This is a genomic window from Pseudomonas sp. BF-R-24, assembly GCF_019947335.1.
GTDB lineage: Bacteria > Pseudomonadota > Gammaproteobacteria > Pseudomonadales > Pseudomonadaceae > Aquipseudomonas > Aquipseudomonas jessenii.
Genome location: NZ_JAGYGG010000069.1, coordinates 1 through 12,242 on the forward strand (window position 1 = coordinate 1; position 12,242 = coordinate 12,242).

At 61.9% G+C, this 12,242-nt stretch carries 13 protein-coding genes; 7 read left to right on the forward strand and 6 right to left on the reverse strand.

The features are described 5' to 3' along the window. A partial coding sequence (locus KGA98_RS27770) for a DUF2063 domain-containing protein (RefSeq protein WP_223504851.1) occupies nt 1-655 on the reverse strand: 655 nt, incomplete at its 3' end. After that, nucleotides 648-1,490 carry a DUF692 domain-containing protein gene (locus tag KGA98_RS27775; protein ID WP_223504853.1) on the reverse strand — a complete coding sequence of 281 codons (843 nt, stop codon included), beginning with the start codon at nt 1,488-1,490 and terminating at the stop codon, nt 648-650. The genes KGA98_RS27775 and KGA98_RS27770, both read right to left, overlap by 8 nt. 348 nt (nt 1,491-1,838) lie before the next feature. On the opposite strand from KGA98_RS27775, the gene KGA98_RS27780 reads away from it, so the two are divergent. Together KGA98_RS27780 and KGA98_RS27785 are read left to right on the forward strand one after the other, a co-directional pair. Further along, on the forward strand, nt 1,839-2,885 hold the full coding sequence (locus KGA98_RS27780) for a class I SAM-dependent methyltransferase (RefSeq protein ID WP_090457940.1): 1,047 nt from the start codon (nt 1,839-1,841) through the stop codon (nt 2,883-2,885). Nucleotides 2,886-3,012: 127 nt separating this feature from the next. Then, complete coding sequence (locus KGA98_RS27785; protein WP_223504854.1) at nt 3,013-3,855, forward strand: NAD-dependent protein deacetylase; 843 nt, start codon at nt 3,013-3,015, stop codon at nt 3,853-3,855. Nucleotides 3,856-3,975: 120 nt separating this feature from the next. On the opposite strand, the gene KGA98_RS27790 is transcribed toward KGA98_RS27785, so the two are convergent. Then, nucleotides 3,976-4,872 (reverse strand): LysR family transcriptional regulator, encoded by an 897-nt coding sequence (locus KGA98_RS27790; RefSeq protein WP_150814351.1) that lies wholly within the window; start codon nt 4,870-4,872, stop codon nt 3,976-3,978. A 175-nt stretch (nt 4,873-5,047) separates the two neighbouring features. On the opposite strand from KGA98_RS27790, the gene KGA98_RS27795 reads away from it, so the two are divergent. Genes KGA98_RS27795 through KGA98_RS27805 form a run of 3 tightly spaced genes read left to right on the forward strand, consistent with a single transcriptional unit; the run spans nt 5,048 to nt 7,641 of the window. Then, a complete protein-coding gene (locus KGA98_RS27795; protein WP_034150336.1) occupies nt 5,048-5,746 on the forward strand; it encodes a CoA transferase subunit A in 699 nt (232 codons plus the stop codon). A 36-nt stretch (nt 5,747-5,782) separates the two neighbouring features. After that, nucleotides 5,783-6,448: a CoA transferase subunit B gene (locus tag KGA98_RS27800; RefSeq protein ID WP_008021761.1), complete on the forward strand. Its 666-nt coding sequence runs from the start codon at nt 5,783-5,785 to the stop codon at nt 6,446-6,448. An 11-nt stretch (nt 6,449-6,459) separates the two neighbouring features. Then, nucleotides 6,460-7,641, forward strand: a complete 1,182-nt coding sequence (locus KGA98_RS27805) for an acetyl-CoA C-acetyltransferase (RefSeq protein WP_223504856.1) — start codon at nt 6,460-6,462, stop codon at nt 7,639-7,641. Nucleotides 7,642-7,940: 299 nt separating this feature from the next. Here the strand turns inward: KGA98_RS27805 and KGA98_RS27810 are convergent, their stop codons facing one another. Continuing rightward, on the reverse strand, nt 7,941-8,471 hold the full coding sequence (locus tag KGA98_RS27810; protein ID WP_223504858.1) for a chalcone isomerase family protein: 531 nt from the start codon (nt 8,469-8,471) through the stop codon (nt 7,941-7,943). Between the two features lie 167 nt (nt 8,472-8,638). Here KGA98_RS27810 and KGA98_RS27815 point away from each other — a divergent pair, with 167 nt between their 5' ends. Both KGA98_RS27815 and KGA98_RS27820 read left to right on the forward strand, forming a co-directional pair. Continuing rightward, complete coding sequence (locus tag KGA98_RS27815) at nt 8,639-9,433, forward strand: hypothetical protein (protein WP_223504866.1); 795 nt, start codon at nt 8,639-8,641, stop codon at nt 9,431-9,433. Between the two features lie 138 nt (nt 9,434-9,571). Further along, nucleotides 9,572-10,138 (forward strand): hypothetical protein, encoded by a 567-nt coding sequence (locus KGA98_RS27820; protein WP_223504860.1) that lies wholly within the window; start codon nt 9,572-9,574, stop codon nt 10,136-10,138. 3 nt (nt 10,139-10,141) lie between these two features. Here the strand turns inward: KGA98_RS27820 and KGA98_RS27825 are convergent, their stop codons facing one another. Further along, a complete protein-coding gene (locus KGA98_RS27825; RefSeq protein WP_223504861.1) occupies nt 10,142-10,858 on the reverse strand; it encodes an alpha/beta hydrolase in 717 nt (238 codons plus the stop codon). A 182-nt stretch (nt 10,859-11,040) separates the two neighbouring features. Continuing rightward, a complete protein-coding gene (locus tag KGA98_RS27830) occupies nt 11,041-12,153 on the reverse strand; it encodes a succinylglutamate desuccinylase/aspartoacylase family protein (RefSeq protein ID WP_223504864.1) in 1,113 nt (370 codons plus the stop codon). Between the last annotated feature and the right edge of the window lie 89 nt (nt 12,154-12,242).

The window sequence follows — 12,242 nt, forward strand, 5'->3', positions numbered from 1 at the left end:
GTCCTTGCAACTGCTCACGCCCGGTCAACTCGGGAAACTCGCCAATTCGCAGCAACAACCGCCACGCCAACGGACTCAATTCAGAAAACCTCACACTCCAGTCCTCGGCGCGACGCACCAGCAACAAGGTCGGCTGAGCAGGCGCCACATCAGGCTGGTAATCCGGCCCCACCCTTTGCACCGGCCAGGCATACGCCAACGGCCAGGCCAGCGGCGATACCCGCAAGGGCCGATCCAGCAGCAACGCGGCATCACCACCCACCAGAAGCTCGGCGTCAGACTGTTGCAGCGCCATTTCCACCCACTCGTAATGCGCCAGCTCCACCATGAACGGCGGCCACGGCACATCACTCAACGCCTGAGGCCCGGCCGCGAGAAACTCGACAAACTCCTGGGCGATCTCACCGAATTTCGGCGTGCGGGCGCGGTAGTCCCGCAGAAAGATCCGCACCAGCGAACGCCAGTGCTCGTCACCCAGAATCTTCACCAACACCGGAAAGGTGCCACTGAGCAGAGAAGACAGGTTGGCGAACACCAGATCGCGATAAACCAGGGCCCGCGCCGGGTCCATTTGGGTGGGTGGCCCGTTGCGTTCAGGGTCGCGCAGGTACAGGCCCATGGTGGTTTGCTGATGCAAAAGACTCGACTTACCCACGGTTCACGCCCTCCTGTTGCAGGCGGCGAATGGTCTGCAATTCCGCCACCAGTTCAGCGAAGACGGGAAAGTTGAAATCCCGCTCCAGCAAGGTCGGTTGCGCACCGAACCGGGCATAAGCCTGGGTCAGCAACGACCACACCGCCGGTTTGACCGAAGCGCCATGGGTGTCGATCTTCAAGGTATCAGACTCATCGAAATGCCCGGCAATGTGCATCGCCACCACCCGCCCCGAATCGATGCCAGCCAGGAACGCCCGCGGATCGAAGCCGTGGTTGATCGAATTGACGTACACGTTGTTGACGTCCAGCAACAGGTCGCAATCGGCCTCGCGCAGCACGGCATTGGTGAAGGTCACCTCGTCCATGTCCTGTTGAGGCGCGGCATAGTAAGAGACGTTTTCCACCGCCAGGCGTCGCCCGAGAATGTCCTGGGCCTGGCGGATACGCGCGGCGACGTGGTGCACCGCCTCTTCGGTAAAAGGCAACGGCAACAGGTCGTACAGGTGACCGTCATCGCTGCAATAGCTCAAATGCTCGCTGTAGAGCGGCACGTTGTAGTGATCGAGAAAACCCCGGACTTCCTGCAAAAAACCGACGTCCAGCGCCGACGGCCCACCGAGGGACAGGGACAAACCGTGACAGGACAATGGATAGCGTTCCGCCAGGGCCCGCAATGCCGCGCCGTGGGCACCGCCGATGCCGATCCAGTTTTCCGGTGCGATTTCCAGAAAGTCGAAATCGCCTGCTGGTGCGGCCTGGAGGTCTTTGAGTAAACCGCGACGCAGGCCAAGCCCTGCGCTGGCCTTGGCTACGGGGGGAATGGAGGTCTGCATGGTGTCGATCTCACAAGATGTTCAAGGACGCGAGCCGGTGCCCGCCATGAGACAGAGTTAATCGAAGGGGTGTATCGGGACTGTGTTCGGCTGGGGCCGGAATTAGAGGTCACTGTATCGAAAAGGGGTCTGGATACAGTGGGATACAAGCCCGCTCCCACAGGGTCGTGTACCGGCAGAAAAAACGTTGCTTTCGTCGCGCCAGACCGCGCGGTACAAGGCCCGAACTAAACTTACTGCACACAGGGCCCGCTTGGTGCCCTGTACATTCCCACGACCACCGCCCAGTGGCGATCCCCTCGCCAGACAATGCCTCTGGACCGTGATCCTGCTGAAGGAGCACACATGATGGACGAGGCCAGACTCAACGATTTCATGGGCAAACTGGTTAATGACATGGGCGGCGCGGCGATGCTCGCCAACGTCATCCTCGGCGAAGAACTCGGTCTGTACCGGGCGATGGCCGACAGTCAGCCCATCACCCCTGAAACCCTTGCCGAGAAAACCGGCTGCAACACCCGCCTGCTGCGCGAATGGCTCAGTGCCCACGCCGCCTCAGGCTACATGGAACACCAGGACGGCCAGTTCCGCCTGCCCGAAGAGCAGGCCATGGCTTTGGCAAAAGAAGACTCACCGGTTTATGTGGCGGGCGGGATCGGCGTGGTCGCGTCGTTTTTCCATGACAAGGACAAACTGGTCAACGCCATGCGCGGCAACGGCGCCCTGCCCTGGGGCGATCACCATCCGTGCATGTTCAGCGGGACCGAACGCTTCTTCCGCCCCGGCTACAAAGCTCATCTGGTCGCCGAATGGTTGCCGGCCCTCGACGGCGTAGTGGCCAAACTGGAAGCCGGGGCCAAAGTGGCGGACATCGGCTGCGGCCATGGCGCCTCGACGGTGATCATGGCCCAGGCGTTTCCGGATTCGCGCTTCGTCGGTTTCGACTACCACGCGCCGTCCGTTACCGTTGCCACCCAACGGGCCGAAGAAGGGGGTGTATCCAGTCGGGCCAGGTTCTTCCAGGGCACGGCCAAAAGCTACCCCGGCAGCGACTACGACCTGATCTGCTACTTCGATTGCCTGCATGACATGGGTGACCCGGTGGGCGCGGCCAGGCATGCCTATGAGTCGTTGAAGGACGACGGCACGGTGCTGCTGGTCGAGCCCTACGCCAACGACTTGCTCGACGACAACGTCAACCCGATCGGTCGCCTGTTCTACGCGGCGTCGACCTTCATCTGCACGCCCAATTCGCTGTCCCAGGAAGTCGGTCTCGGCCTCGGTGCCCAGGCCGGTGAAGCGCGTTTGCGCAAGGTGTTCAGCGAGGCCGGTTTCACCCGTTTCCGCCGGGCCACGGAAACACCGTTCAACCTGATCCTGGAGGCGCGTAAATAAATACTGTCTGCTTTTTGTAGGAGCGAGCTTGCTCGCGATAAACGCGATCACGCCGCGGGGTGTCAGGCTTACAGTGTTATCGTTGACGACCATCGCGAGCGAGCTCGCTCCTACAGGCCTGCACAACATGTTCGACAAGCTGATCCACGAACAGCTCGATCGCCTCCATCAGCTCATGGCGGATCAGCCGTTTGCCGTGCTGACCGGGGCCGGCATCAGCACGCCTTCGGGCATCCCGGATTATCGCGACAGCCAGGGCGTGCGACGGGGCCGGCAGCCGATGATGTACCAGGAGTTTCTCTCGGCCCCGGAGTCCCGGCGACGCTACTGGGCGCGGGCGATGCTCGGCTGGCCGAGGGTGCGCCTGGCGCAGCCGAACGAAGCCCACGACACCCTGGCTCGTTTGCAAGGCACGCGGCAGATCAGAGGGTTGATCACCCAGAACGTCGACACCCTGCACGACCAGGCCGGCAGCCGTGACGTGATCGAACTCCACGGCAGTCTGCACCGGGTGTTGTGCCTGGATTGCGGCCGGCACAGCGAGCGCGATTCGATCCAGCACTTGATGGAAACACAGAACCCCTACCTGGCCGGCGTCGACGCGGTGCAAGCGCCGGACGGCGACACCTTGCTCGACCCGGCCTTTGAGGCACGCTTCCAGGTCCCGCACTGCCCGCATTGCGCCGGGGAACGGATGAAGCCGGATGTGGTGTTTTTTGGCGAGAACGTCGCACAGGCCACGGCGGCGAAAGCGATGGCCGCCGTCGAACAGGCTGCCGGGCTGTTGGTGGTCGGCTCGTCGCTGATGGCTTACTCGGCGTTTCGCTTGTGCCGGACGGTGGTGGATCAGGGCAAGCCGTTGATTGCGATCAACCTGGGCAAGACCCGGGCGGACGAGATTCTGGATTTGAAGATCGAGGGGTCGTGCGAGCGGTTGTTGCCAATATTGGCGAAGCTACTTGGCAACTGACGAAACCCGATCCCTGTGGGAGCGAGCTTGCTCGCGATGAGGCCAGCACATTCAGAAAATTTATTGGCTGATCCACCGCCATCGCGAGCAAGCTTGCTCCCACAAGGTCCCCCATACAACTCACGAAAATCGCTGCCCAAGGTTTTCCTCTTTCAGCACATCAAACATCGCCTGCGCCGCCGCCGACAGCTCGCCCCCCGGTAACGTCAACACCCCCAGCGCCCGCTCCACCACCGGGTCGCGCAAGGTGATGCAACGCGCCCCCAGTTCACGCATCTGCCCCGCGCACAAGGCCGGCACCGCGCTCACGCCCAGGCCACTGGCGACCATGCGCCCGACCGTCGCCAGTTGATGGCTTTCAAATTCCACCGGCAGCTTCATCCCGCGGGCCTGCAGATGCTCTTCAAGCATTACTCGCACAGTGGACGGACGCTGCAAGGTAATGAACGGTTCCTTGAGCAGGGTCTGCCAGTCGATGTCATCGAGCTCTGCCAGTGCCGAATCCAGAGGCACCACCGCGACGAAACGGTCGATGTACAACGGCGTGAATTGCAGCGACGAACTCTGGGTCGGTTCAAAGGCCACTCCCAGCTCCACCTGGCGGTCACGGACCATTTCCAGCACCTGCTCGTTGATCACGTCATTGACCGTCACGTTGACATTCGGATAACGGGCGCGGAAGGTCTTGAGGATCGGCGGCAGCAGGTTGCCGGCGAACGACGGCATCGCCGCCAGGGTCACGCGACCGCGCTGCAGGGTGAAACGTTGACGCAGTTCATCCTCGGCATTGTCCCAGTCGGCGATCAACCGGCGCGCCAGCGGCACCAGGGATTCGCCTTCGGCGGTGAGCGCCACGTTACGCGTGTTGCGGGTGAACAAGCGCCCGCCCAGGCCCTCCTCCAGCGCCTTGATGGTCAGGCTCAGGGCCGATTGCGACAGATGCAGGCGCTCGCAGGCCACGGCAAAGCTCAGGCTCTGGGCCACGGCCAGAAAGGCGCGGATCTGCTTGACGGTCATGGGGCAACGCTCCGGTTGTAAGCTACAGGTTCTAAGCTGCAAGAGACTGGGCAACACATTATTGAGCTTTATCAATCAATCCGCTCTAAAAAACAACTTAACAAATGAATCTGGCAGCGAGACACTCCATCCCATTCGGCTAGCCAGCCGCCCACAAAGAATAAAAGAGGTGCATATGGCAGGTTTCGACAAGCGCGTGAGTTCCTACGAGGAAGCTCTGGCAGGTCTTGAAGACGGCATGACCGTGATCGCCGGCGGCTTCGGCCTGTGCGGGATCCCGGAAAACCTGATCAACGAGATCAAGCGCAAGGGCACCCGCGATCTCACCGTGGTTTCCAACAACTGCGGCGTCGACGGTTTCGGCCTTGGCGTACTGCTGACCGACCGCCAGATCAGCAAAGTGGTCGCGTCCTACGTCGGCGAAAACAAGCTGTTCGAAGAGCAACTGCTCAAGGGCGAAATCGAAGTCACCCTGACCCCGCAAGGCACTCTCGCTGAAAAAATGCGCGCAGGCGGCGCCGGCATCCCGGCGTTCTTCACCGCCACCGGCGTTGGCACGCCTGTCGCCGACGGCAAGGAAGTCCGCGAATTCCATGGTCGCAAGTACCTGATGGAAGAATCCATCACCGGCGACTTCGCCATCGTCAAAGGCTGGAAAGCCGACCATTTCGGTAACGTGATCTATCGCCACACCGCCCAGAACTTCAACCCGCTGGCGGCCACCGCCGGCAAGATCACCGTGGTCGAAGTCGAAGAAATCGTCGAACCCGGCGAGCTGGACCCGGCGCAGATCCACACCCCTGGCATCTACGTCGACCGGATCATCTGCGGCACGTTCGAGAAGCGCATCGAACAGCGCACCGTGCGTAAGTGATCCCCTGCCCCCGGACCGAATGAAGGAATAAAAACAATGGCACTTTCCCGCGAACAAATGGCTCAACGCGTCGCCCGCGAAATGCAGGACGGCTTCTACGTGAACCTGGGCATCGGCATTCCGACCCTGGTCGCCAACTACATCCCTGAAGGCATGGAAGTCATGCTGCAGTCGGAAAACGGCTTGCTGGGCATGGGTCCTTTTCCTACTGAAGACACCATCGATGCCGACATGATCAACGCCGGCAAGCAAACCGTGACCGCACGTATCGGTGCTTCGATCTTTTCCTCGGCCGAGTCCTTCGCGATGATCCGCGGTGGTCATGTCGACCTGACCGTGCTGGGCGCCTTTGAAGTGGACGTGCAAGGCAACATCGCCTCGTGGATGATCCCCGGCAAACTGGTCAAGGGCATGGGCGGCGCGATGGACCTGGTCGCCGGCGCAGACAACATCATCGTCATCATGACCCACGCATCCAAGGATGGTGAGTCCAAGCTGCTGTCCCAATGCAGCCTGCCGCTGACCGGCGCCGGGTGCATCAAGCGTGTACTGACCGACCTGGCCTACCTGGAAATCGAAAACGGCGCGTTCATCCTGAAAGAACGCGCGCCGGGCGTCAGCGTCGAGGAGATCGTCGCCAAGACCGCAGGTAAACTGATCGTGCCGGACCACGTGCCGGAAATGCAGTTCGCTGCCCAGTGAGGAATCATTCCATGCAAGAAGTCGTCATTGTTGCCGCCACGCGCACCGCGATCGGCAGTTTCCAGGGGTCGCTGGCCAATGTGTCCGCCGTCGACCTGGGTGCTGCGGTGATCCGCCAGCTGCTGGCGCAAACCGGCCTGGATCCTGCGCAAGTCGATGAAGTGATTATGGGCCAGGTGCTGACCGCCGGCGCCGGGCAAAACCCTGCGCGCCAGGCCGCCATCAAGGCCGGCCTGCCCTTCGCCGTGCCGGCCTTGACCCTGAACAAGGTCTGCGGCTCCGGTCTCAAGGCCCTGCACCTGGGTGCCCAGGCGATTCGCTGCGGCGATGCCGAGGTGATCATCGCCGGTGGCCAGGAAAACATGAGCCTGGCCAACTACGTCATGCCCGGTGCCCGCACCGGCCTGCGCATGGGTCACGCGCAAATCGTCGACACCATGATCAGCGATGGCCTGTGGGATGCGTTCAACGATTACCACATGGGTATCACCGCCGAGAATCTGGCCGAGAAATACAGCCTGAGCCGCGAGCAACAGGACGCGTTCGCCGCCGCCTCGCAGCAGAAAGCCGTGGCCGCCATCGAAGCCGGGCGCTTCGTCGATGAAATCACGCCGATCCTGATCCCGCAGCGCAAGGGCGATCCGCTATCCTTCGCCACCGATGAACAACCACGGGCCGGCACCACCGCCGAATCCCTGGGCAAACTCAAAGCCGCCTTCAAGAAGGACGGTTCGGTGACCGCCGGTAACGCTTCGTCGCTGAACGACGGTGCCGCGGCCGTGATCCTGATGAGCGCCGAAAAGGCCAAGGCCCTGGGCTTGCCAGTCCTTGCAAAAATCGCCGCCTACGCCAACGCAGGCGTCGACCCGGCGATCATGGGCATCGGCCCGGTGTCGGCCACCCGCCGCTGCCTGGACAAGGCCGGCTGGTCCATCGACCAGCTTGAGCTGGTTGAAGCCAACGAAGCCTTCGCCGCGCAATCGCTGGCCGTGGCCAAGGACCTGGAATGGGACTTGAACAAGGTCAACGTCAACGGCGGCGCCATCGCCCTGGGTCACCCGATCGGTGCCTCGGGTTGCCGCGTGCTGGTGACCCTGCTGCATGAAATGCTCAAGCGTGACGCCAGGAAAGGCCTCGCCACCCTGTGTATCGGTGGTGGTCAGGGCGTGGCACTGGCGCTCGAACGGGCTTAAGTCAACAGCGTTCAACAGACGGCGCGGGGACCCACGAAGATCCGTGGCCGCCTGGAAAAACACCCGGTGCGATGCAAGTCGCACCGGGTTCTTTTTTGCCTGCGTTTTTTTCAGATGGACCGCGTTATCGTTCATCGCGAGCAAGCCCGCTCCCACAATTGACCGAGTTGTCCAGACGAACGCGGTCCACTGTGGGAGCGGGCTTGCCCGCGAAGGGGCCAGTTCTGTCACCCTGGAAACTGCAGAATCAACCAACTGATCACCACAAACCTCGGGCCAGGTCCGGCAAAACGCAAAGTTTACGGCGCCACGCCCAGCAACTGCTGACGCAACACAGGGTTGCCGGTACGCGGATCGAGCCAGATGGCAAAAAACGCCTTGGCGAATTGCAGGTCCTTCACATCACGCAGCAGCTGCTGGCCGAGAAAAAACCGCACGCCCTGCCCCGGCAGATAGACACCGGTCAGCCGCGTGCCGGCCTGTACGTCGACAAACGACTGTTGCATCTGCACCTGCCAGGACGCCAGTTGCTCGGCACTGACCGAAGTGCCGGCGAGTCGCTTGATTTCCCTGACGCTGGCATTCACCAGGTCATCACGGGAAATGCTGCGCTGGTAGATCAGCTCCAGGGCGAACGGCTGATCGTTCGCCAGGGGTCGCGAAGTACTCCAGAGCCGTGCGCTGTAGACATCGAAGCCGTACTTGCGAAACTCACCACTGCCGAGGATTTGCGCGCCGGGCAGCGAGTCCTGCCAATTGGCCAGGGCCTGGAAGCTCAGCAAGACAAGCAGCCACAGACCATGGCGCAGGGGTGAACGTTGGCGTTTCAAGGTGAGCTGTCCTCATCGTGGGATGCCTTGATAAAACGTTTGCGCAAAAGAGCCTTTCGTAGAACTCGATAAAATCTCTATTTTTGTATACAAAACTTACATGCACATAAAGCAATCTACCCGCTGCAATGTTACCGTTGCCACCTCACAAGGTCGGAGACGTGCGCGTGTTGATCCTCAAACTGCTGGTGATCCCAGGCTTCCTGCTGCTGATTTCCCTGGCTGGCAAACGCTGGGGGCCGAGCGTGGCCGGCTGGTTGTCGGGGTTGCCGGTGGTGGTCGGGCCGATCCTGTTGTTCCTCGCCCTCGAACAAGGCCAGGCGTTCGCTGCGCAATCGGCCACCGCCGCGCTGTCAGCCATGTTCGCGATGATTGCGTTTTGCGTGAGCTACGCCCAGGTCGCACAACGGGCCGGATGGCCGCTGGCGCTGTTGATCTCGCTGTCGGTCTGGGCACTGGTGGCGGTTGTCCTGTCGTTGATCCCGGCCTCCCTGGTGTTTTCGGTGTGCGCCGCCGCCGCCGCGCTGCTCGCCGCACCGTACCTGTTCCCCACTGTGCAACCCGTGCTCAGTGGCCCGGCGCCGAAATCCGACAAGCTCCTGTTGCGCATGGTGGCCGGTGCATTGCTCACCCTGGTGGTGACACTGCTGGCCAGCACCGTCGGTGACCGCTGGAGCGGCCTGCTGGCAGTGTTCCCCGTATTGGGCAGCGTGATGGCGGTGTTCTCCCAGCAAACCCGTGGCCCGGCCTTTACCGCCGCGCTGCTGCGCGCCACTGCCACCGGCATGTACTCGTTCGCCGCCTTCTGCCTCGTGTTGGCCCTGGCCCTGCCGACGATGGGAATGAACGCTTTTGTGCTGGGTGTCGCGGTGTCGGTGGCCATGCTGGGCGTGACCAAACGCCTGCTGGCGCGGCCAGCCGGCCCGGCGACTGACACTCAAAGAGCAGCCATCAAACGCTAAGCTTCATCAGCTCATCGAGCTGCCCTGAGCATAGGTGGGTGTTCAGCCAAGGTGACCGCTGGGTAGAGCACGCTGGAATGCATCGCAACCTCCATGGGATGATCGCGCCCCACCGCGCGCACATCCCTGGAGATTCCGATGTCATTGTTGAGTAAAAAAGCCCTTGTACTGCTGCTGGCAGCCGCTACCGGCCTTGGGGCTTTGAATGCGCAGGCCGCCAAGGCCACTTCCAGCGATACGCCCGCCCATAAGGTATCCATGCTCGGCAGCAAGTTCACCTTCAACCTGCCCAAGGGTTTCGTCGCCAACCCGCTGCCGGCCAGCCCGGACGGTGCCAGCGGCACCCTCTACAGCAATGAAACCACCAAGACCGTGGTGATCGCCGCTGAAAACACTCTACCCAACGGTGTCAGCGTCAAGGACAACGACGGCGGGTTCCTCGACGGCACCGTGGCCGATTTCGATGCGGCGCAACACAAATCCCTGCCCGACTACAACAAGCTCAGCGAGAAAGCCCTGACCCAGAAAACCGGGCTGGGCCTGCGCCAGATCGACGGCACTGCCACGCAGGGCGGTGGCATGACCCTCACCACCACGCTGATGGCCGCATCCGGCACACGCATGGCGGTAATCCAGGTGATTTCCCGCCCCGGCGACATGGCGGCCCACGAAACCCTGGTCAAGCAGATCGTCAGTGGAAAATGAACGTCAGGGGTTGAGACGCTGCAACCAGGCGCTCAAGTCCTGTATCTCGTCGGCGCTGATGCTGTGACCGACACCGGGGTAGCCGTGGAACTCGGGTTCGAGTGACACGCTCTGCAGCAGGCTGTTGGCTTCAGTACCGTCGCTGTAGGGAAGGCGTTTGTCCTGCTCGCCATGCCCGATGAAAATAGCCAGTGACTGGCGTTTTTCATCCGGCTGGAGCTCGGACTTGAGCACCGGCAGAATCCGTCCGCTCAACGCAGCGATCCCGCCTAGCGCCTCGGGATGCCGCAGGCCTGTTTCGTAGGTCATGATCGCGCCCTGGCTGAAACCGACCAGGAACACCTTCTCCGGTTCGGTGTGATATTTCTTCGTGGCCTGTGCGACGAAATCCAGCAACAACTGGCCGCTGGACTTCAGATCATCGGTCTCGCCGTTGTAGGCCCCTTCGCCCTTCTTGCGAAACCACTGATAGCTGCCCGCCTCCATCACCAAGGGTGCCCGCACCGACAGGTAGGTGTAGGACGCGGGCAAGTCATCCTTGATGCCGAACAGGTCCTGCTCGTTACTGCCGTAACCATGGAGGAAAATCACCAGGGGTTGATGGTTCGAATCGGCATTGGCCTGCTCCAGATACTTGAGCGGCAAGTCGGTTTGCAGCGGGGTTTGGGCGTGGACAGCGGTGGATACCAGGAGCGTGAGCAGCGCGAGAATCTTCAACATGGGTCTTCCTTCACTGAATGCAGGATTCGCGCAAGAGCCTAACACTGTGCAGTAGACAGGAACATCTCAGGCGTGGCCGATGCCGCCTTCGCGAGCAAGCCCGCTCCCACAGGGAACGCGTAAACCCTGTGGGAGCGGGCCTGCTCGCGAAGAGGCCAGTACAGACAAAGAAAATTCCTGGCTCAGTCGTTGATCAACTTGCCCACCCGAATCGGCTCGCGCCCGGCGACCTTCGCCTGCCAGCTGCCTGGCTGGGTGTAGCGCCCACGGTCGATGGCGAACAGCACACCACTGGTGCCGGCCTGCACGGTGGTGACCTTGTCGTTCAACGGGTCGACCACCTCGAACAGTGCATCGCCCTTCTCCACCCACTCCCCGGCCTCGCGCAGGAAGCTGACCACGCCGTGATGCGGGGCGAACAGGTATTGGGTGCCTTCGAATGGCATGCCTTCACAGCATTCGGCCGGTGCCGCCGGCCAGGTGCCGGAGATGAATCCCTGCTCGGCGAGGAACCCGAGAATGGCTTCGCAACTGGCCTGGGCCTGATTGACGCGGGTGTCTCCCATGCTGCCCAGTTCCAGGGTGGTCGCCAGGTTGGCCGGTGGAATCGCTGCCGCCGGGAACGCCCTGGCCAGGCGCAACCATGGCGAAGAACAGGATTCATCGAACGAGCTGCCGCCGGAGTCTTCACACAACAACGCCACGCCGGCCTGCAAACGCGCCGCCAGGGATTGCCACTGCGGCCAGTGCTGCGGCAACGCGTAGATGTGGATCGCCGCATCGAAATCGCAATGCAGGTCGAGGGTGATGTCGGCGTCGCAGGCATGGCGCAGCAACAGGCGGTGCATGGCTTCCAGCTGCGATGCCGCTGCCGGCAAGCTGTCGAGGACCTGGCCCATGGTCTGGCGAATCAACGCAATGTTGGCCTGGGCATCGCTGCCGAGACGATCACCGATCAACGCGGCCACCGGCGCACTGAGTTCGACGAACGAGCGGTTGAAGTTCTTGCCGCTGCCCAGCTCGAAACGCCCCATGTGGCTGCCTTGCAAGTGCTGGTCGAGGCCAATGGGATTGGCCACCGGCACCAGCTCGATCACACCCTTCAATTGTCCCTGTTGTTCAAGTTCGGTCAGGCGCTTCTTCAACTCCCAGGCCGTGCGCATGCCCGGCAATTCGTCGGCGTGCAGGCTGGCCTGGATGTACACCTTGCGCGTGCCCGCGCCATAACGAAACACGCTGAGGGTGCGCTCGCTGCCCAGGTGGCTCCAGGGAAGCTGGTGGTCGATGCGTTGCATGGGAAACTCCTGATGTCTGCACGGTGAGATCACCTGTGGGAGCGGGCTTGCTCGCGAAAGCGTCGTGTCAGGCAACAACGATGTTGAAT